Genomic DNA, 17,862 nt, shown 5'->3' with positions numbered 1-17,862 from the left:
TTATAAATCCCTCCCAATCCCTAGGTAACGTTTTAGCTCTTTTAAATATTTGCGGCTTACAGGAATGCTTGTGTCGTTTTCCAGCAATAATTGTGTTGTGCCAATTTTACCCATTTGAATCGATGCGATTTTATGGATATTGACGAGCGTTGATTTATTGACTCTCACAAAATCCTTTACTAACTGTGTCTCAAGCTCATACAATTTACGCTTTGATTCAAACTCATGCTCATTTGTTTGTAAATAAATCTTGGCGTCCTCTGCGTAAATAGAAAAAATATCAGTAATTTTTAGCAAATGAATTTCCTGCTGGTAATAGCCATCTAAGACATTTGCTTGTGTCGTCTGCGAAGCTTGCAGTTGCTTCATTAACTGTTCAATTTGCTCATTATACACCTTGGCATATATATGAACCTCTGTTTCTTCTAAGGCATTATTAATGGTTAATTGAATTTTCAATGGGAGGCCCCCTATCACTTGATCTCGAATTCGGTATTCTTACTGTAGCATAGAAAATTTCCAGAGCCTGCAAATTTTCCATAAGAGGTCGAATTTCAGTGCTAACGTGTAAATTTGAGGCTATAACCTACATGGTGATTTCAAAAAATAATGGATATATCACTTTTTAAGGTTGTGATCTAATGGTATTTGACAAGAAACCAAAATGGGGTGAGCCGCATGGTGAAGAAGCTTGCACATAAATATGTTATGGGCTTTTTTGTTATGGGTGGTGATGGTGAGATTTTAGGTAAAATATTTATTTTTAATGGAGGATAAATACCTATTGGCTTAATAATAAACGTCATATATTGGTAATGTACCCTACTCGCTTTCCATCTTTGCTCATACTTCAGCAAGAGACACATCCCCATTTTATTTGGTCACTTATTTTGAATAGATAAGTGACCTTTTTAAATTTGCACCATCCATGCTCTTTATGCATATGATACAAATACTATCCTTTTTTAAGGAGGATTATGGATTGAATCATAAAAATAACGAGGGAACGAAATCTGTGAGCCAGGCCGCGAAGCTCGCTGTCATCGCAGGAGCAATTACCACACTAGGCGATGCACTAGCAACTATTGCAGCGGGGCTTGCTTTAGAGGATGAAATAAAGGACAGCGATCGTAGCACTCATGACATTGACAAGCTACAAAAACAAATTGATGAATTGCATAATGAAATGAAGCAGTTGAAAAGAATGCTCCGTTAATCTGACAGATAACTCTTCTATGAATATTTCTCAGGCAAATAACTTTTATCTGAAAGGATGACGAGGGTTACACCATCCCATACAAGAAAAAACTAGGTTCCCCCTTCTTGGATACCTAGTTTTTTTGTTACTATGCGTGTTCATTTATAGAATACCATAATACCCTCAACAATTTCTGAACATATTATCTAAAAATACTGTGCTCATAAATGCCATGTTCTTTATTAAAGGTTTTTAAATTTTGAGGACGTAGTATTTAGAGTGATTTATAATTTTATCGACCTAAATAAAGGATTATAAAGGTAAATCAATTGGGGTGCAAATGGGGTACTTATGATTTTTCGAATTTGTACCCCACTTAACTACTAGGGCAGGTGTAGGGAAGTATTAAAATCTCTCATATGTTACAAGAAATCACTTATTCAAAAATAGTGTTATTAATTAAAGTTATTATAACGACAAAAATGCCCAGGCTCATACGAGTACCTGGGCTTTGCTGTGTCATTGCTTACATTTATCATGATATCGCTTAAGCATTGTAACCATCTGCTCGCGTGTTAGTACGCCTGCTGGGTTCATATTCTTACTACCATCTCCCCGAACAAGCCCTTCCTTGATCGCCCAATCCCAAGCCTCTTTATGAGATGCTCCGACAGCATTATTTGATTGTACATCTGCTTTAGTTGCTTCCAACGTTTTGATTTTTGTAGCTTGTACTTCGATTAATTTCTTTAGTTCATTGTATTGGTCCATTGTTAACTCTCCTTTTTTATTGGTAGACGCAAACGGTTTAAATACTGGCATCTTACCGGCTCTTATTTGATTAATAGATAACCCACCGTTGTATTCAATGTGTGGATTGTCCCGTATTTTAGCAGGCCAATCCCCACCCCAAGAAAAACCAAGTTCTTTAGCAATAGCAGCAGCACGTTCCCACTGTTTATTGCGTGTCCAAAAAACGGGTTTTGCTGTAGCATCAGTAAGTACATAATCAAGCGCCAAACCGAAATTGTGGAATGATGTACCTGGTTCAGCATTTGTTACCCATGGTTTTTCCGGTGCACTGTAGTTTACGCCTTTATACCAATAGTTTTTTCTACTTTGACCAAATAGTTTCGCTTGGTCAATGTCTGTTCTTAAACCATCAGTGAATAAAATATAAATGCCTTCATCATAGCAACGGCGCACCATTTCAATACCACGTACTAATATTTCTGGATGTGTTTGTTTTACTTTATTTCTTTTTAAAGCTTGTTCTAAAAATTTGTCGAATGGAAGTTTGTTCATTTAGTTTCTTCTCCCTTATTAGAAATTTCATCAAGACGTTGTTTAGCACGTATATCTTTATGATCTAACTCAGCCGATACCCACTCAAGCGCCCACAGTGGTATCCATTTATCCCATCCAGCTCGCTTTGTGTTAGCAATTACTGATCGAGCAATACTACGTGCTAAAACAGCAATTACTATGCCCGTAACAATAACTTCCGTATGCATAATTAAATCCAGTAATCGAGCGATCACAGGTAAGCATAATAAAAAGACGGTACGCTTCACCCCATCTATACCGTAAGACGAAGTATCAATACCATCCTTTTTAGCCGCTGATGTACCCGTTAACCAATCAAGGCCAATTAAAAATACATACAATAAATAAGCAATTAATATAGCCTGTACTGCCCCAAAGCCTAATTGAAAAATCATCATTCCTGCTGCACCTGCTGATGAAATAACAGGATGTTCTATTATTTGTTTCCCGACATTAATTGATTGTGCAATTATCCAATTCTCCATCTGACACCTTCCTTTTACATTATAAAAAAGGACACGTCATAAAGACGCATCCTTCAAAATCCCAAGCGCTTGGGATTATTCAGCTAAGAAACCTACTCCTGATTCCTCTAAGATTTCTTTAACACCCTCTTGTAAAGATGCAGGCACTTCACTAAATTCTGTCTTGCCTAAAATTACACGTTGTGCAAAAAACATGGCCATCATGGTTTCACCTCCCTTCAAATACAATAAAATCCACTGCCAGAAGCGCATCATTCGTAGACCTTCATTGCAATTTCTGCAATCAATTCCTCGACAAATTCCATGCGTTCAACATTCGCTTGGTTTTGTAATTTTAATAATTTATTTTCTTGCTCTAGCCGTACTGCCTTTTCTTCTGCTGTTTCTGCAGAGCCTACTTTCTCTAATTCTCCAAAGCTACCATCTGCTAATCGCTTACGACGCTCCACTACTCAAGCACCCCACTTATTAAATGAATTTTGTGATCCACATGAACATCTGGATGTGATGTCGATAGTTTGAGAATGATATTATTTTTTGGCTCTGTTGCCTCATAATAAAATTCATCTTCTACAATACCTGCTGTAACTGGTGCTGTATGGTCAGCCGTGAGTGTTACATATTGCTCCTGCTCGCCTTGTAATGTCATGGATAATTCAACTGTCAAATCAAGCTGCTCGTCGCGCTGAATCCACAATAAAACGCCCTTTGCACTCCCTTTCGGTGGCTCGATTTTATAACGAGCGACGGATTGCAAAATAGGCGTTTTCACTTCATTTTTATTTAATTTGATGGTTTTAGAAACTTTAAAATCGTAACTATCCATTAGTTCTACAACAATTGTATTCTGACCCACTTGCAATTGAGCGAGTGTAATATCAAAAGCCCATTTACCCTCAATGATTTCTAACGCTACACTATTTCCTCCATTTAACCGATAAGAAGCTGTCATATCGTTGTCGTCTGGATCACTAGCTGTACCTGATATTGCAAACTTGTCCGTATTAATGATACCTGACGGTTGCACAGTATCAATGGTTAAAACAGGTGGTCTATTTGGCACAACATAAAATGAACGTTCTGCTATTGTAGATTGCCCACCATCACTATCCTGAGCCCATATTTTTAGCGTATGTGGTACGCCATCGGTAAGGTTGCCTGTAATAGCTGTTTCGCCATCATACAGTTGGCCACCTTTAAATTTAAGCTGTTTGTTGAATGTCACCAATGCGTTACTTAGTCCAATCCCTAGTACAATACGTTGTTCAAAATTAATTTGCGCATATATTGTAACTGATTGATTAGCATTTACATCAGCTGCTGATCCAGTAATGTAAAATAAATCATTTTCATACAGAGTCATATTTGCAGAAGGTGATGACACTGAAACCGTTGGAGCTGTATTGGTTACAGTTATAGTAAACCCTTGATTCGTAGTGCCCCCCTTACCATCACTTGCAGTTACTGAAATTACTGCAATGCCTATAGCTTGTCCAGTAATTGTTAATACATTGCCTGATACAGCAACCGTTGCAATATTGGTATTAACTGACGTGGCTGTATAAGATAAGACGTCATTATCAATATCTGTAAAGTAATTATTTAAATTGAGTGTGATAGGTACGTCTTTTTTTGTTGTCTGCGCTGGAATTTGTGTATAGGTTGGCGCTGTATTACCTGTAATTTCTCCGTTTGTAACCTCTGTTGTTGGTGTTATATAGATTGTAGGGTATAAGTAATACCACGCGGTTGCACCCGTATTATTCCCTACAGATACACTAGATCCATTAGTTTTTAAAATACCTCCAACACCAAATGATGTTGTCCAAGCATTACTTACTGCTGTTCCCAACATGCTCTGATATTGATAAAAATCAAAAGCTGATATAGTACCTATATATTGAGGAGGGGACATAACTACATCATAAGAACCTCCGTAACCACCAACATTGTAAGACTTAGCTTCTACTAATTTTTTTTTATAAAATCCATTGTAGATATTGGAGAACCAACCTTGCACGTTAGGGTGACTAAAGCTGAAAGATGACAAACCATCCTCAAAGCCAACATTCCCTCCTTCGGTACATAAAAGAAACCCTGTTTGTGGATTGAGAAGTATCCAATTTTTATTTCCAAATTTGAGCGTTGTACCCGCTGTTACTGCGTTTAACTTTACCATAACTAAACCACCTCTATTAGCTCAACATGATAAGTCTGCCAATCTCCAATACCCATCTCTGACAATGTTGTATCAATTGCTACATTACTACGAGCCACTTTTGCGCCTTTTTTATAGCTGTTTGCAAGGGCTTGTACGGTGATCGTCTTTGCATCCGTGTTGATCGATGTGATAAACACGTCCTCACTATGCACATCATCGTAAATTGTGATTTGCATAAATGGCGTAAATCCTGCCACATTTGCAACAGGCAATACCGTTGTACCAGCTGTGACAGGTGTAGTAATGTCCGCAAGTGTTGTGTCGAGTATGATTTTATTGGTACTACCATCTAACACGTCTGCAAATGTACCACTGTTACCTGGTGCGCGTCCGTCCAGCTCCATTTGCACACGCATACGTTCCATCTGCCGATACATCTCAATCATGAATCGATATAAATTATAGATACCCCATTCAAAATTATTGCCATACTCGGCCCAAAAGATCGTACCTTGTTCTAGCACTTCACCTGTTACCGGATCTTTCAAATCATCTTCCCATTCCACTCGTTTATATGGATTGTTTTTAAAATTTAAAGGAATTTCTCCAGTCATCAACTCAGCCATTTACTTTCACTTCCTTTACTTCGATCATCAATGGGAATGCAATGGCATAACCTTGTGCATCTTTTTGATAATGCATGTCCTTTACATATAATTCTCGGCCATGTGCGTCTACTAAGGCAGCACGCGTAATCAATCCTTGCTCGTTTGTTAATTTCACGTATTTTCGCAATCCATAACGGGTGCTAGTATGTGCAATTGGTTTATCATATACAATCCCGTCAATGGTCACTTTCGCACTCACAACAAGATTATTAAAAAATTCTTCTGTTAGCTGCACTAACAAAGGCTGTATCTCATTCAACTATGCCACCTCCTGCTCTAAATCGCCCACAAACACGGGCGGAAACTAAAAAAGCATACGATTGATCTCGTATACTCAACTGTTCTTTGCCTATGACGGCTGGCTTAGATGCTGTTTTAAACCGTCCACATATCCGATTACTAAAATCCCATGCATATGTGCCTGCATACAGTAGTAAAAACTCATTCAGTTCATTCAATATAATGTAAATGCCTACACCTGCTGTTTTCATCCGTTTAACTAAATCCAGGGGCACTATTTTAGCTGAAGCACGCACATTTAATAGTAGTGTAGCTGGCTCAAACTCTCGCCAACCCTCTTCAAAGCCGATAAAATCATTACCCATATAAGCATCCATGATCTGATTCATTGTTTCAAGATCGCCTTCAGACAGGTTAAGAATGCATTGAATTTTTATCATTTTGCGATACTCTTCATCCTCCCAACCACCCCGAGAAATTCCCTCATCTTTGCCTAGTCGATCTAATCTGTATCCTTCTGCCTGATCTACATCCCAATACTTCAAGATTGTTTGTTGTATCGCTAAGTTTTCCACACCATTTTCAGCAATAATTTTTAGCAATTTATAGTTATTGCTATCCTCAGCACGTGTAAACTGGCGTGGCATACGCTCTAATAATGTTTGTAAACGTTGATTAGTCAAGTGGCAGCACCTCAATCTTGCTCTCATCTGTTTCAGCGACTTCCGGAAATGCGATGGATACATTATGAGGCTCATAGGTTACTTCATCGGTAGAAAACTCCACTCGAACATCCTCCACCCCATTGATCGTTAAGACACGTGCCTCGGCTTTTGCACAAATGACATCCTTACTCATACCAACACCATAGTAAAGTGTGTCATTGTACGTGCCGCCCACGTATTTAACAATCTGACCAATCACTAAATCATCACCATTGAGAGGGAATTGATTGCTCTTTTTTACAAATACACGTACATAAACGCTGACTGTTGTGGCACGTGTAAAGCCAATTTCATGAACAATACCTCTGTTATCTGTAAAAGTGTAAACCGTTTGCCCATAGGCTTGTATGCCACCGCCTTTTTTCCTGAAGATCGCCATTGCCACGTCTTCATCCAACCCTCCTAAAACGACTGTTTCAACGCTATGTGGTGGGCGTCCTTCTGCATCCACAACATTTGTGTCATTTTCAATTGCAATGGCAGCACGTACACCCTCGACTTCATCTAATACATTTGCTTCGATGGATTCGACACGCCTAGCCCCTACTTTCCCCAACGATGCATAGTAACGATCCTGCAATTCCTCGTCTGTTTCCTCGTCTTGACCATTAAAAAAAGCATCTGGATTCGTTACCGAATTGATGCCGCTTTGTGGGTTCACGATTATACTTATATCTCCTGGTTCTACGTTGCCAATAGCGCCATATTCCAACGCTTCAACACTCACACGATAGTTGCCATCTTCTACAGCGTCCACAGCCTCCAACGCCTTAAAATACACATTGTATTTTGTCTTAAATAAGTCGCCTACATTGATCTTTGCGCCTTTATCTAAGTTGACAATAACGTCACCAGTGGCTTTTATCCACCTTTTCCGTGTAAGTAATGCACGCTTGACGTTCGCCTCTAGTGTCGCTCCTTCTGAGGTGTCGACAAAACGAGCATTGTACACCATTTCAAGCTGTTCGTTATCCTCGGCTCTTTGCTGAGCTTGTAAATGAATCATTTTACCAACAGGTGTACGGTCTGATAAATCAGCATCCTCGCCAAATAAATCCCTTGCTTGCTCTTCAATAATGGGCAAATAATCGGCTGTTCGTTGTCGCTTAAATCCCGACTTGGTTAACAATAGCCTCCCCTCCTATCTCATGCCCTTCTGTGGTACGTGCTCTAAAATTAATAGTGAGGTGTCGCTTAATACGATTGAAATCATACTCTACACTAAGCACCTCGGCTATACGCGGTTCCTGGTATAAACAATCATGCATGGCTTGCACCACTTGCTTTTTATTGGGTATCTTCTGCTCCAAGATGGATCGGCGGAAACCATGATTATTATTAAACATCCACTCTCCAACCACGGTGCGTAACAAATGCTTTAAGTTTTGTATAAGTTGTTCATCCCCATGTACCAGTTCATTCAATACCCAATCACCATCGTCATTGTATTTAAACGTATGCATCCTGTTACCCCCTATCATTCACAAAAACGTTTGGGCTGTGTGTATTGCCCATTGATGAACCACACGCTGTTAGATCATCCACACGGCACAATGGCTTTTTGTTAACAAATACATTAGGACTACCTGTTGCGGCTACTGAATCGTGACATAGTGAGCCGCAACAATGTGTCATCCAATGGTCACCCACTCGATGGGCTGATATGCCATTCATAAACACATTGTGACTGCCCTCGTCATTTGGTCGGGGAACAAAACAGCCATGACCTTTACATATATCGCCCTTTCGGATTGCTGCTGGCATAGTAATCCCCCCTAATTAATCCAAACATTTTCGCCTTTTATATTTACATCTTTTTTGGATATGATATTGATATTTTCCTCCGACTCCATAAATATTTCACCTGTTGGAGTTATTCGAATTTTATTTTTATATATTTTATCCGAGAGCAGAAGGTCATCAGGATGCTCATTTTGCAGTGGTTTTGTGAAATAATGAACGCCACCAACTATTAATGCATCATTGGCACTAAATGACCTGCTTGCAGCCTTTCCTCCGCCAAACATCAAAGGGTCAATATCCGCCTGTGAACAGACAACTAACACCTTATCACCCTTTTTAAATGGCACTTGGATAACAAATTGCTCTGTTTGCCAAAATGCCATAGGTACATCTAAAATCGGCGTAGCATCTGGATCATGCAAAGGTAAAACATCGGCTTTATACAAGTTCATATCTACTTCAAGAATTCTACATATAAGGCATGTATTCATATTCATTAGGCTTTCCTCTATATTTTCACTAACAAATTGCGTCATAGAAACTTTGGTCATACTGGCACAACCTCGCATTCTGTGTAATACTCCTGACCAGATGTGTCGCCTTTGTGTTCGCCTTTCGCCACACGAAAAACACCGCTTACTTTACGAGATGTCAATTTGATAATGACATCAGTTGTAATCCTATGGTTGAGCAGTACTTTGATTTTATAACCCTTGATTTTCTTCTTGTCATTTTTCAAAGTGGAACCTTTTTCATCTTTCGTTTCTTCCTCTATTTCTTCTGGTTCATCGATCAAACCAGTTTCTTTTGAAATATCAAGCCCTAAATTGTCACCTTTCACACGATCCCGTACATAGATACGCCCTTTGTTGATGTGTAGCTTTGCCTCACAATCCTTAGCAATTTCGGATACAAGAAACTTAATTTTGCCATTCAGTGCTTTGCCTGATCGATAAATAAAGTCAACGGGTAAATCAATATCCCCAATGGCAAGCCCTGCGTCACGGGCTAGTTCTCGTAAAATTAATGATGCTGGTGTATTTCGGCCATAAGTGCGCTTAATAACAGTCTTGGTATAATCAAGGCTGGAATCAATACACTTAAATGTCGTGATCTTGTCGAGCCCCTCCCACTTCGTTTCCTTTTTCTTAAGCGTGCCACTAAAAATAACGCCATTGTCGTCCACATATCCAGCACTTAAAATAGCTGCTTGGTTAGTAGCAATGGCGTTAATTGTATCATCTTTCAAGTTGTACACCTGAATGTCGATGGTATCAACTTTTTCATTGTCTCCAAATGGCACACTAAATTTAACAGTCAACGGATCCGTGATTTTTCGGTCACCCACTAAAAATGTTGTTTGACGCATATATAAATTACTCATCTGGTTCACCTACATATAAAAAGACCGTCTCATTCAGATTTTCGTAGGTAATACGAGTCGCTGAATTAGCTCGGTCTAACGGTATAATTTGTACTTTTGGTAATTGTATATCTATACGATTCCTGAATAATGGACGATTCAAGATAAGCTTTTCTCCGACAACAAGAGCCCCCCCGTTTTTAAATAAATCTAAGGTAAAGAAATCATGAGCTTGGTTGTAATTGACTTCAAACTCAAACACTTCACCCGCTAGCTCTATCTCAAAGGAATAAGGTATCTCATTTTTATCAATGTCAATATATTCTTCCGTCATTTACGCCCCTCCAATCCAGCCCATCCACCACTTGCTACAGGCTTCGGCGGTGTCACATACTTAGTTTTATTTGTTTGGGCTGTTTTTGCAGGCGTCTTTTTCGTTTGTTGCCTTCCCTTATTGCTCACAGGTTTTGTCTGCTGTTTTACTGGCACTGACACGCTCACAAACCTGGCTACTTTAGCAACTTTAATTTGCTTTAATGTCATGCTAAAAGCGTAGCCATCTTTAATGTCAGCGGAATAATCACGGCTAAAATCAGTAACGACAACATGCTTTAAAGCTGTCATATAGTCAAAATCAATGATTTCGCCCTTTTCTCGATATTCCCTAAGCTTCAGCACTTTTGCTTCCGTATCATCTAAAATTACGCCTGTTAGCGAGATGGTGATAGGATTACTTTGCACATGGTCAGTAATCTGCTGACCATCCTCTAAAGCATGGTCAGTTGTTGTGCTTGACTCAGGCATCGAAACTTTTGTTATGACATCGACTAGTACATCTTTGATATATGGCATCCTGTCACCACCTACGTTATTTGTAATTCTTCTCCTAGTACATCACTTAAAATTTCCCGTACTTTTTGGGCAATGTCCGTTGAATTGTCACCAGTGATATTAAAAATAAATTGATGACCTCCACCACCTGTAGCTGGCGCTGGCTGCGTTGTACCTCCGCCTCCCATGTTTAACTCTGGTGTGCCATCTGAATTTTGAGATAGTATCCCAGCATTTCTTAGGGCATTCGATTGTTGTGCTGTTAAAACAGCCTCTCCTTTGTGCAACTCTGCAACGTAGCCATCGAATGGTACACGTTCAAGCCCAGTAGCGTGGGAACCACTAATAAAATTACCTACTGCCCCAGCAGCTTTACCAATTGCACCACCGATTTTCGAAACCCATTCAGGCGGTTGAAAATTGCTTATGGCATCTTTAAAGCCCATGAATTTGTCATATAGCCCTTGAAAAAAACTTGTTACTGGCTGAATCTTTTGTACGCCCCAATCGTAAATACCTCCGAACACCTCTTTTGTTTTATCCCATAATTCGCCTGCTTTTGTTTTGACAGTATCCCAATTTCGATATAACAACACTCCTGCGGCAATTACTACACCGATACCTACCGCTACCCAAGTTAAGGGACTTGCAAGTAAAGCAGTATTTAAACCCCACTGCGCAAAAGTAGCTGCCATTGTGCCAGTACGATGAGCTGCCATAAGTGTATTAACAACTGACATAATTTTGAATGCTGCAAAGCCACCCACAATTCCGGTTAATGTAGCTATCACCGAATCTTTATTATCGACTATCCAACTGATACCTGTTTTAAAACCTTCATAGGCAGGCTGTACATTGTTTGTAACAACATCACCTAATGATGCAAAGCCAGCTTTTATACTAGGTACAGCCGATTCAATGTCAGTCATGACACTGTTAATGAAACCTTTCATCTCCTCATTTTGAAAGGCTTCTGCCATGCCTATTTGCAAATCTCGCCACACTTGTGTCATGCGTGAACCAAAGCTATTTCTCAACGAATCTGCTGCTTCTTGTGTGGAGCCTGCGAAATCAGCGGTAGCCGTGGTAGCTTCTGCCATAGAAAAAATAACTTTCTCTTGCAAATCTTCAAATTGCGTTCCGAACAGATCCGTAGTTAACTGATTTCGTTCGGTTGCATCTTCAACATCCATTAAAGCTCCTACAATTTCTTGGAATGCTTTATTTCCAGTTTCGCCGCCTTTGCTGATTTTGCCAACGTATTCTTCAGCATTAAAGCCCATCGACTCATAAGCATCTACTGTAGCTTTGTCTAACGCACCCATACGCAAATGGCTTTCCTTGATGGCATCACCGACTTTGTCGAGATTCCAGGCTCCCGCATCTGTACCAGCTTCTAACACGGAAATCATATTTTCAAAGCCCATGCCCATGTCGTTAAATTGTGGTGCATATTCGCGTAAGGTATCCAGTAATTCATCACTATAGTTTAAGCCATTTCGAAAACCATACGTGATTCCATCCAGCGCTGTAGTAGCATCTAAATCTTTAAAATTTCTCGTAAGGACCGCAACCGTTCTGGAAACTTCGTTAAAATCCTGATCGAAGGATTCTGTTACTGTATAGACACCTTTTGCTGTACCAGCCAACTCTTGTTCGGAAAAACTTTTGAATTGTCCTCGTAACGTAGAAATGTCATCAGCAGCTTGCGTAACATTCTCGCTAAAACCTGATCGAAATACATCTTTCACTGCACCCTCAAGCCCTTTTAGTTCAGCCTCAGTAGCACCTGTACGCGCATCTAATCGACTAAATGCCTTATCCATTTCCGTTGCTGTAGATACGACAGATGCACCTACTGCTATCCCTCCTAGAGCTCCGACAACACCTGTGATTGTACCTGCCATACCTGTAAAAATGCTGTTACTTTCGTTACCTGCATTGTTTAAACGCTCAACTTCTTGCCTCAGGTTAGACATTTCCTGTTCAGATGCATCTATACGGCTTTGTAAACTTTGCATTTCTGCTCTCGTGCTACTTAACTCGGTTTCCAATCGATCAACTTCTCTCACCATCGAACGGAATCCATTCGTAGAGGTATCGACTCTACTACCTAAGCCACGGAAATTATTTTCGATTCGATCAACTAGTCGTTCTACATTTCTTAAGGAAGAGGTTGCTTGATCGCGAAAGCGCATAGATACATACATATCACGTAATGTAGACATTGCATCACACCTTTCTGCCAAACAAAGCAGCTAAATACTTTTCAGCATGTTGTCTTTGTGCCTGTTCTCGTTTCCTGCGTTCATTTATGGCTGCTAGATGTTCCAAAATTTCAGCTTGTTCCATTAAATCAATATCTGCTGGCTTGTATGATGGAAAGTACTCAGGAATCAAATATCGCCAATATTGTTTATTTGCTTGTTTGACATAAAAACAAGGGACATGTTCAATGCCCCTCAGTTGAAATAATGCTTTATTTTCCTTGGCGTTGAAATTTATAGGCGGCCATCGTTACCTCTTCCAATTCGGCCCATGACTCGAAATCATCTAATTTCAATCCCGACGGTGTAACAACTACTTTTTCAAGAATTTCAGGCATAGCGACTGATAGTAACATTTTGCCACCTTTATCTGTAATTTTATCCTCTATTTTTGCCCAAACGCTCGGTAAAACAGTCTGGAATGTATAGTGATTTCCACCTTCCGCTGAAGTGTATTCATGTGTTTTTGGTTGATATGCCATGATAAAATTCCTCCTAATGTTTTAGTAATTAATTTTCTTTGTAATGTGCAGCTAAAATAACAATCTCGCGCGGTTCTTCTTCCTCCGCACGTGAAAATGTTGGCCACTTTTGAATACGACAATCTTCTCCCGTTGCACGCACATTTAATTCAGTGTCGTGGATCATAAAATCGAATGATTCACCACTCTTATAAAGTTGGTGAAGTACAGGCACGGATGCTGAACTAGGCTTTAATTTTAATGTGAGTGTTGCAGTCTCGTTAGCTGACTCGTTATAAGTAACGCCACCGTCTGCCCCCACACTTTGCGACCATTTGTCCTCGTTTGCCTCAGCAGAAATCGCATCCCCATCACCGTAGCCAGTGATAATATTGCCAGCTACGATAACCTGTGTATGTTTAAAATTGTGTACAACCAATTAAATCCCTCCTTACAGCGCTAATACGCCATTGATTTGTACTTTTTCCACGCCGCCTGCGATGATTAGGCGGAAATTGATATCTGGTAGAATCCTTTGAGCAATGGTGTTCTTAGGGATGTCTTTGCGGCGTGGGAATGTAATTTGATAGTCTGGATCGCCGTTGTCATCCTCTGCGATGATTTCCTGTCGATAGGCTGCCTTAAAACGTGTATCCATGACAGAAACAACCTGAGCAATTCCTCCATCTGTGTATGGAATCTTTTTCACTGTAGCCAATAAACGGAACACATCCTCACGCAATCTAGCGCGCAAGAAGTAATCTGCCTGGATGACATCTAAATACTCACCGCCAACAGCCTTACCACTTGCATTAATTAGCCAGCCCATTTCGTTAATGCATGTTGTGGCATTATTAGCGATAATCGTGTTAATTTCCACATTAGACAGCTTGGCAGCACGTACTCCATTAACAGCCTTATGGCTAAACACATAGGAGCCAATAACTTGCGGCGCACCATAAGCAATAAGCCCCTCAGCATGATAGGCATGTTCATCATCATGTACTGATAACAGCACATTTTCGTATAGATTTTTTAGTTCTTCTGTTAAGGCTATGTTTTGTGTCGTCACACCGTAAATTTTCTCTTGCGTAGACATCCATTCACACAGTGCCTTGATTTCTTCATCACCATGCTCAGGTGACACTAGGTAAAACCAATCATTATCAGTTTTAACTAGATCATTTAGCGCTGCTGGCAATGCGGTTACATCATCCGTGCCTGAAATGTAGGAAACACCATAGCAAGCCAGCTCTCTGATCTTTGGTGATTGACCAAACATACGAGTAGCAAGCTTATATTCCTTTGTTGTTTCGTCAAAATCCTCTGCTACTTCGGAAATATCCGTGTAGACTTTGTAATCTAAGGCTTTGCTTGTTGCCAACATCAATGGCAAACCGAAGCCCTTTTCACTCACTGGCTTAGTTTCTCGAGTAATATTGACCTCGACAAAACGTGATTTATCAGATGCAGCCATATCCTCACTCTCTTTCTATTGTTATTTCGTATTCCACCTTATCAAAGTAGTCAATTTCATATTCGTCCATATCCATATAACGGATAATGACATCAAAGCCCCACTTTTCATCGTAGGAATCGACTAAAAAAGTGGTGCGATTTTGAACATCTGAAACGCTCGCAACTGCAACGTCCAAGCTGTCCAAAAATAAAGAACCTCGCCCCTCAAACCACTTACGAAGCTGTGAAGCTACTTCATAAGCGTTATCATGCGAAGTCCCGTATATATTGAATGAAATTGTAGCATTGCGTTCCTGTGACTTTGTTTCAATTAGGGCGTTTGGCTGGTCGATGTGACTAAGATTTTCACGACCTCGCCCTTTTCTATCTCCGATAATTTTGTAAGTAGCATATGGCAAAGGTGGAAGCTTTCCGAGCTGATCCGCACGAATAATAGTTATCGACGTATCAGTGGCTACTTCATTGCGAATTAATTTCATTAAATTCATTTTTCTCGCCACCTTAGCAAATATATATTTACATCCGTATATACAGAATAATCTTTAAAAGCTTGCAGCGTATATTTTTGACCATTATGCTCTATCTTAGTGCCTTCTGGTATTTGGTCAGCAGTTAGCAATTTCTTTTCTTTCACTGTATACGTACCGTTTTCTGCATATTTTAAGTCATCATTGCTGAGCGGTAGAATAATTCCTAACATATCTGTTGGTATTTTTATGCCTTCTACCCATTCCCCATTAACATAACCTCCTACCTTTTGTACATATGCCACAAAAGGCGCACCTTGCGATTGGATAACAGAACCAAACAACATTTTTTCAGGCATTAGTGCTTCACCACCTTGTAAGTAATACGTTGGCGCAAGCCGCCTGAATCAATCAGCGGATTACTAGAACCCTTTTTAGCAATGGTTGCTGGCGCATTGGGCGGCGTATCTAAATCCGTCAATTTTTCCTGAACATCTGCTACCATTTTTGCTCCAAGCCTTTCACACAATGTCTTAGCACCAATGCGGCGATTTAACACATGCGCCATTTGCTTTTCCACAAATTTAAACCATTCGTTTTGCTTTTCGTCAAACGTGGAACGCAAGAATGAGCGTTCAGGAATGACAATCGAACCTTTTTCCTTTTGAATCGTAATGCCAAATTCATGGACACTTGCGATCATGGCATATTCAGCATCATCACTGCCAAAAATACCAACATGAATTTCATATTTTTTGAGCTTCTTTAATTCATTTATAAGCTGCGGAATACTATTGCTACTGCTAATAATGCGTACACTCATTTATATCACCATCAAATTCAAGTGTTTTTTCGGCTCTTTTTCCAGCTCCGCCAAATCTTCTAAAATCCGTTGGTATTCCTGTCCGTATTTCGTGCCTAAAATGCCTAGATTTTTGTTAGGATCGCTATATTGACGCTCGATAACGTCAACCTTTTCCCTCACAACTGCTTGCTTGGGTTCTGTTGATAAAATGGCTAAATGTGCAGCTAAATAGCGTGTAAGGCGCTCATGATGCGCCTCATGGATGCCCAAAGAGGACACTTCCAGCGATGCATCTTCAATATACATTTCTAATCGCACATCAGGAATAGCTTCAAATTCTTCTCCTAATAGGCGCACTCGTTCAATTGTTGTTAAAGCAGGCATATCATACACCTCACTTTCATTTATTCGCCTTGAATTTCAGCAATTTGTGCCTCGATAGCAGCTAAGACAGTTTTACGACTTTCATCTAATTTGAAATGCTCTAAATATTCGATGGAAAATGTATCTTTTACCAATTCGATAGCATCATCAGCGTTTAAATCTTTAAGAGAAACCGCGTTAACAATGGTTTGACCTTCCGGGATGACAATTTCACCATGATTGATTAATGTTTTCATCATAGGATGCTTCGTAAAAGCCTTAAAATCATCATCTGTTAATGTATTTGCGCCAGGAATAACCTTTACATCATTAGCAATACGTGTGTAATTACCTCGATTGTGTACTAACATTAGATGCCCTCCCCACGTACGATAGCCATTGGATAACGCACAATTGCACCGCCACAACGCTCTTCAAGTGGAATCTTATAGTTTGGAAACTTATACTCATGCGGATGACGTGTAATATCCATCGAAACGAGCATTTCCACTACATCCGGCGACGAATCAAATGCTAAGAAGCAATCTGCCCCTGCTGTACCTTGTCCGACAATGTCCGACGTATAATCGATGCGTTTAAACCAGTTTTGCGATTGAATGTATTGTAAACACGTTTGCATTGTATGCTGGTTGTAGACTTTTTCTAAATGTTCGAACTGATCAGCGGACACAAGTAATGTATCTGCAATATGACCAGGTAACTTGTTGACTAAGTTTTTCGCCTTTTTGATGTCCTCGACAATTTCAACACCCGTCTTGTCCTTCCACTTGGTCGATGTGCCACCCGCATTGTTTGGCACTGCAAGTACTTGAATACCTACAGCATTAACAACACCTAAAATATTATGGTCTTTGTCACCCATCCATACCAGCTTATTTTCCTTTTCAGCAATAGCTTTACGTGCAGTATCGGCTTTCGTCACCTCAACAGGGCGGCGTGCCATCTGTGCGTTACGAATTTCTTGTACAGATAAATTAAACGCTGCCGCAATTGAGTAAATATGTGCTGTATGACGTGTTAAGTCCGCATCCACTAATGGAATGTCTGTTGCACCTGGAGCTAGGATTTTAGCTGCACCTGAGCGTGTCATAACATCATACGAATATGTTTCCGCCCCCGCTGGCACGTCAGTTTTAACATTAAAAATGGTGCGAGCCTTTAGCTCCTCCTTCTTTGGCTCATAAATCTTTTTGTCTACCGCCTCTAAGTCACGCGGTGTTAATAATGCATCTTCACGAAATTGTGACATAAATTGTGTT

General features: G+C 40.0%; 27 protein-coding genes. 1 reads left to right on the top strand and 26 read right to left on the bottom strand.

Annotated features, from left to right (window positions below):
• Positions 1 to 459: a LytTR family DNA-binding domain-containing protein gene (locus ADM90_RS14410; protein WP_053995659.1), complete on the bottom strand. Its 459-nt coding sequence runs from the start codon at positions 457 to 459 to the stop codon at positions 1 to 3.
• A 523-nt stretch (positions 460 to 982) separates the two neighbouring features.
• Between ADM90_RS14410 and ADM90_RS14405 the strand changes: the two genes are divergently transcribed.
• Positions 983 to 1,216 (top strand): hypothetical protein, encoded by a 234-nt coding sequence (locus ADM90_RS14405; RefSeq protein ID WP_412176989.1) that lies wholly within the window; start codon positions 983 to 985, stop codon positions 1,214 to 1,216.
• A gap of 501 nt (positions 1,217 to 1,717) precedes the next feature.
• Here the strand turns inward: ADM90_RS14405 and ADM90_RS14400 are convergent.
• The 25 genes from ADM90_RS14400 to ADM90_RS14280 form a co-directional block, all read right to left on the bottom strand.
• Positions 1,718 to 2,503 (bottom strand): M15 family metallopeptidase, encoded by a 786-nt coding sequence (locus ADM90_RS14400; protein ID WP_053995658.1) that lies wholly within the window; start codon positions 2,501 to 2,503, stop codon positions 1,718 to 1,720.
• Entirely contained in the window at positions 2,500 to 3,009 is a 510-nt protein-coding gene (locus ADM90_RS14395; protein WP_053995657.1) for a phage holin family protein, read from the bottom strand. Before ADM90_RS14395 ends, ADM90_RS14400 begins: the two co-directional genes overlap by 4 nt.
• Positions 3,010 to 3,084: 75 nt before the next feature.
• On the bottom strand, positions 3,085 to 3,213 hold the full coding sequence (locus ADM90_RS25375; protein ID WP_268766636.1) for a hypothetical protein: 129 nt from the start codon (positions 3,211 to 3,213) through the stop codon (positions 3,085 to 3,087).
• A 47-nt stretch (positions 3,214 to 3,260) separates the two neighbouring features.
• Complete coding sequence (locus ADM90_RS14385; RefSeq protein WP_053995655.1) at positions 3,261 to 3,458, bottom strand: hypothetical protein; 198 nt, start codon at positions 3,456 to 3,458, stop codon at positions 3,261 to 3,263.
• Positions 3,458 to 5,188: an Ig-like domain-containing protein gene (locus tag ADM90_RS14380; RefSeq protein WP_053995654.1), complete on the bottom strand. Its 1,731-nt coding sequence runs from the start codon at positions 5,186 to 5,188 to the stop codon at positions 3,458 to 3,460. Before ADM90_RS14380 ends, ADM90_RS14385 begins: the two co-directional genes overlap by 1 nt.
• Positions 5,189 to 5,190: 2 nt before the next feature.
• Positions 5,191 to 5,796 (bottom strand): hypothetical protein, encoded by a 606-nt coding sequence (locus ADM90_RS14375; protein ID WP_053995653.1) that lies wholly within the window; start codon positions 5,794 to 5,796, stop codon positions 5,191 to 5,193.
• Positions 5,789 to 6,097, bottom strand: coding sequence for a hypothetical protein (locus ADM90_RS14370; protein WP_053995652.1), 309 nt, complete (start codon positions 6,095 to 6,097; stop codon positions 5,789 to 5,791). Before ADM90_RS14370 ends, ADM90_RS14375 begins: the two co-directional genes overlap by 8 nt.
• Positions 6,090 to 6,761 (bottom strand): hypothetical protein, encoded by a 672-nt coding sequence (locus ADM90_RS14365; RefSeq protein ID WP_053995651.1) that lies wholly within the window; start codon positions 6,759 to 6,761, stop codon positions 6,090 to 6,092. Before ADM90_RS14365 ends, ADM90_RS14370 begins: the two co-directional genes overlap by 8 nt.
• The gene (locus ADM90_RS14360) at positions 6,754 to 7,932 is read right to left on the bottom strand and encodes a baseplate J/gp47 family protein (RefSeq protein WP_053995650.1); all 1,179 of its coding nucleotides are present in this window, start codon (positions 7,930 to 7,932) and stop codon (positions 6,754 to 6,756) included. Before ADM90_RS14360 ends, ADM90_RS14365 begins: the two co-directional genes overlap by 8 nt.
• On the bottom strand, positions 7,910 to 8,266 hold the full coding sequence (locus ADM90_RS14355) for a hypothetical protein (protein ID WP_053995649.1): 357 nt from the start codon (positions 8,264 to 8,266) through the stop codon (positions 7,910 to 7,912). Before ADM90_RS14355 ends, ADM90_RS14360 begins: the two co-directional genes overlap by 23 nt.
• A 4-nt stretch (positions 8,267 to 8,270) precedes the next feature.
• Entirely contained in the window at positions 8,271 to 8,567 is a 297-nt protein-coding gene (locus tag ADM90_RS14350) for a PAAR domain-containing protein (protein ID WP_053995648.1), read from the bottom strand.
• 11 nt (positions 8,568 to 8,578) lie between these two features.
• The gene (locus tag ADM90_RS14345; protein WP_053995647.1) at positions 8,579 to 9,097 is read right to left on the bottom strand and encodes a Gp138 family membrane-puncturing spike protein; all 519 of its coding nucleotides are present in this window, start codon (positions 9,095 to 9,097) and stop codon (positions 8,579 to 8,581) included.
• A complete protein-coding gene (locus ADM90_RS14340) occupies positions 9,094 to 9,915 on the bottom strand; it encodes a phage protein (protein ID WP_152928027.1) in 822 nt (273 codons plus the stop codon). The genes ADM90_RS14345 and ADM90_RS14340 overlap by 4 nt, the downstream gene beginning before the upstream one ends.
• Before the next feature lie 7 nt (positions 9,916 to 9,922).
• Positions 9,923 to 10,243, bottom strand: coding sequence for a phage baseplate plug family protein (locus tag ADM90_RS14335; RefSeq protein ID WP_053995645.1), 321 nt, complete (start codon positions 10,241 to 10,243; stop codon positions 9,923 to 9,925).
• The gene (locus tag ADM90_RS14330; protein WP_053995644.1) at positions 10,240 to 10,761 is read right to left on the bottom strand and encodes a phage baseplate protein; all 522 of its coding nucleotides are present in this window, start codon (positions 10,759 to 10,761) and stop codon (positions 10,240 to 10,242) included. The genes ADM90_RS14335 and ADM90_RS14330 overlap by 4 nt, the downstream gene beginning before the upstream one ends.
• 11 nt (positions 10,762 to 10,772) lie before the next feature.
• On the bottom strand, positions 10,773 to 12,968 hold the full coding sequence (locus ADM90_RS14325; protein WP_053995643.1) for a phage tail tape measure protein: 2,196 nt from the start codon (positions 12,966 to 12,968) through the stop codon (positions 10,773 to 10,775).
• Positions 12,969 to 13,219: 251 nt separating this feature from the next.
• On the bottom strand, positions 13,220 to 13,489 hold the full coding sequence (locus ADM90_RS14320; RefSeq protein WP_053995642.1) for a hypothetical protein: 270 nt from the start codon (positions 13,487 to 13,489) through the stop codon (positions 13,220 to 13,222).
• Between the two features lie 28 nt (positions 13,490 to 13,517).
• The gene (locus tag ADM90_RS14315; RefSeq protein ID WP_053995641.1) at positions 13,518 to 13,907 is read right to left on the bottom strand and encodes a phage structural protein; all 390 of its coding nucleotides are present in this window, start codon (positions 13,905 to 13,907) and stop codon (positions 13,518 to 13,520) included.
• A 12-nt stretch (positions 13,908 to 13,919) separates the two neighbouring features.
• Entirely contained in the window at positions 13,920 to 14,945 is a 1,026-nt protein-coding gene (locus ADM90_RS14310; RefSeq protein WP_053995640.1) for a DUF3383 family protein, read from the bottom strand.
• A 4-nt stretch (positions 14,946 to 14,949) separates the two neighbouring features.
• Positions 14,950 to 15,435, bottom strand: a complete 486-nt coding sequence (locus ADM90_RS14305; RefSeq protein ID WP_053995639.1) for a phage neck terminator protein — start codon at positions 15,433 to 15,435, stop codon at positions 14,950 to 14,952.
• The gene (locus tag ADM90_RS14300; RefSeq protein ID WP_053995638.1) at positions 15,432 to 15,773 is read right to left on the bottom strand and encodes a hypothetical protein; all 342 of its coding nucleotides are present in this window, start codon (positions 15,771 to 15,773) and stop codon (positions 15,432 to 15,434) included. Before ADM90_RS14300 ends, ADM90_RS14305 begins: the two co-directional genes overlap by 4 nt.
• Positions 15,773 to 16,237, bottom strand: a complete 465-nt coding sequence (locus ADM90_RS14295) for a hypothetical protein (protein ID WP_053995637.1) — start codon at positions 16,235 to 16,237, stop codon at positions 15,773 to 15,775. Before ADM90_RS14295 ends, ADM90_RS14300 begins: the two co-directional genes overlap by 1 nt.
• Positions 16,238 to 16,603 carry a DUF4054 domain-containing protein gene (locus tag ADM90_RS14290; RefSeq protein WP_053995636.1) on the bottom strand — a complete coding sequence of 122 codons (366 nt, stop codon included), beginning with the start codon at positions 16,601 to 16,603 and terminating at the stop codon, positions 16,238 to 16,240.
• Positions 16,604 to 16,623: 20 nt separating this feature from the next.
• Positions 16,624 to 16,953, bottom strand: coding sequence for a hypothetical protein (locus ADM90_RS14285; protein ID WP_053995635.1), 330 nt, complete (start codon positions 16,951 to 16,953; stop codon positions 16,624 to 16,626).
• Complete coding sequence (locus ADM90_RS14280) at positions 16,953 to 17,852, bottom strand: DUF2184 domain-containing protein (protein ID WP_053995634.1); 900 nt, start codon at positions 17,850 to 17,852, stop codon at positions 16,953 to 16,955. The genes ADM90_RS14285 and ADM90_RS14280 overlap by 1 nt, the downstream gene beginning before the upstream one ends.
• Positions 17,853 to 17,862: the final 10 nt, after the last annotated feature.

The sequence above is a fragment of the Lysinibacillus macroides genome (assembly GCF_001281525.1).
Lineage (GTDB): Bacteria > Bacillota > Bacilli > Bacillales_A > Planococcaceae > Lysinibacillus > Lysinibacillus macroides.
Note: the sequence above shows the minus strand (reverse complement) of the source record. Positions and strands in the feature narration are given on the sequence as shown.

Bases quoted from the DNA above. Each gene is read 5' to 3' on its own strand.
- ADM90_RS14355 (WP_053995649.1), bottom strand. From the start codon at position 8,266: ATGCATACGTTTAAATACAATGACGATGGTGATTGGGTATTGAATGAA.
- ADM90_RS14400 (WP_053995658.1), bottom strand. From the start codon at position 2,503: ATGAACAAACTTCCATTCGACAAATTTTTAGAACAAGCTTTAAAAAGA.
- ADM90_RS14320 (WP_053995642.1), bottom strand. From the start codon at position 13,489: ATGGCATATCAACCAAAAACACATGAATACACTTCAGCGGAAGGTGGA.
- ADM90_RS14280 (WP_053995634.1), bottom strand. From the start codon at position 17,852: ATGTCACAATTTCGTGAAGATGCATTATTAACACCGCGTGACTTAGAG.
- ADM90_RS14395 (WP_053995657.1), bottom strand. From the start codon at position 3,009: ATGGAGAATTGGATAATTGCACAATCAATTAATGTCGGGAAACAAATA.
- ADM90_RS14380 (WP_053995654.1), bottom strand. From the start codon at position 5,188: ATGGTAAAGTTAAACGCAGTAACAGCGGGTACAACGCTCAAATTTGGA.
- ADM90_RS14340 (WP_152928027.1), bottom strand. From the start codon at position 9,915: ATGCGTCAAACAACATTTTTAGTGGGTGACCGAAAAATCACGGATCCG.
- ADM90_RS14345 (WP_053995647.1), bottom strand. From the start codon at position 9,097: ATGACCAAAGTTTCTATGACGCAATTTGTTAGTGAAAATATAGAGGAA.
- ADM90_RS14300 (WP_053995638.1), bottom strand. From the start codon at position 15,773: ATGCCTGAAAAAATGTTGTTTGGTTCTGTTATCCAATCGCAAGGTGCG.
- ADM90_RS14335 (WP_053995645.1), bottom strand. From the start codon at position 10,243: ATGACGGAAGAATATATTGACATTGATAAAAATGAGATACCTTATTCC.
- ADM90_RS14375 (WP_053995653.1), bottom strand. From the start codon at position 5,796: ATGGCTGAGTTGATGACTGGAGAAATTCCTTTAAATTTTAAAAACAAT.
- ADM90_RS14295 (WP_053995637.1), bottom strand. From the start codon at position 16,237: ATGAGTGTACGCATTATTAGCAGTAGCAATAGTATTCCGCAGCTTATA.
- ADM90_RS14350 (WP_053995648.1), bottom strand. From the start codon at position 8,567: ATGCCAGCAGCAATCCGAAAGGGCGATATATGTAAAGGTCATGGCTGT.
- ADM90_RS14325 (WP_053995643.1), bottom strand. From the start codon at position 12,968: ATGTCTACATTACGTGATATGTATGTATCTATGCGCTTTCGCGATCAA.
- ADM90_RS14305 (WP_053995639.1), bottom strand. From the start codon at position 15,435: ATGAATTTAATGAAATTAATTCGCAATGAAGTAGCCACTGATACGTCG.
- ADM90_RS14330 (WP_053995644.1), bottom strand. From the start codon at position 10,761: ATGCCATATATCAAAGATGTACTAGTCGATGTCATAACAAAAGTTTCG.
- ADM90_RS14285 (WP_053995635.1), bottom strand. From the start codon at position 16,953: ATGTTAGTACACAATCGAGGTAATTACACACGTATTGCTAATGATGTA.
- ADM90_RS14290 (WP_053995636.1), bottom strand. From the start codon at position 16,603: ATGCCTGCTTTAACAACAATTGAACGAGTGCGCCTATTAGGAGAAGAA.
- ADM90_RS25375 (WP_268766636.1), bottom strand. From the start codon at position 3,213: ATGATGGCCATGTTTTTTGCACAACGTGTAATTTTAGGCAAGACAGAA.
- ADM90_RS14310 (WP_053995640.1), bottom strand. From the start codon at position 14,945: ATGGCTGCATCTGATAAATCACGTTTTGTCGAGGTCAATATTACTCGA.